This window comes from Vibrio sp. D431a (genome assembly GCF_030248655.1).
In the GTDB taxonomy this organism is placed as follows: domain Bacteria; phylum Pseudomonadota; class Gammaproteobacteria; order Enterobacterales; family Vibrionaceae; genus Vibrio; species Vibrio alginolyticus.
In genome coordinates this window covers 1-619 of the sequence record NZ_JAHGAP010000083.1, presented here as the reverse complement: position 1 = coordinate 619, position 619 = coordinate 1, and the positions used below count along the sequence as shown (strand labels likewise).

The 619-nt window shown below is 41.7% G+C and carries 1 protein-coding gene; it reads right to left on the bottom strand.

Translation table 11 applies throughout. The features are described 5' to 3' along the window. Positions 1-27 precede the first annotated feature (27 nt). Positions 28-573 carry a GNAT family N-acetyltransferase gene (locus tag KJB35_RS28045; RefSeq protein ID WP_025502561.1) on the bottom strand — a complete coding sequence of 182 codons (546 nt, stop codon included), beginning with the start codon at positions 571-573 and terminating at the stop codon, positions 28-30. Between the last annotated feature and the right edge of the window lie 46 nt (positions 574-619).

The following is a 619-nucleotide window of genomic DNA, read 5'->3' as shown; positions in this document are numbered from 1 at the left end:
CGTTGCGAATCACTCTTGAATGCTTTGTTATGCGTAATTTTTGACGTACTTTGTCATTGCTGTTTCCGAGACTGACAAACCGTCGATTCTATATTGATCTTTGAATTCTCCAACAACGTCGAACCCTACTTTTAGGTAGAGGTTCTTCGCTGGGAAATTCTCTGATAATACACAAAGATCAAGCCAGTCAATTTCGGCTTTTTCTTGGCAGAAATTTATAACCGCATCAATGAGTCGTTGACCAATACCTTGCTTCCGGCAGGAAACATCTACGCCCATACCAAGTAGAACGCGATGAGAACGGCTTTCATCACCGTGGTGGCGAAGATCAATGTGACCTTTGATACTTCCAGAGGTGTCTTTTACAACCCAGAGCTTTCTCCAACCTAAATCGCCAAAGTGATGGGAAAAGCCTTTGATAAACTTATCTTTTGTTGCTTCTGGAATTTCACTTTGCTCTCTGGACATTGGCTGGAAAAGAGGAACTTCTCCATTACCATTTTCAGACAGCTGATTTTCAAGATACGCAAAGAATGAATCTAAATCCGATTTTTCCGCTTCTACTACTTCCATTTAATACCCCGTAGTCGATCGATTACGCATAACGCCCTGTTAAGGT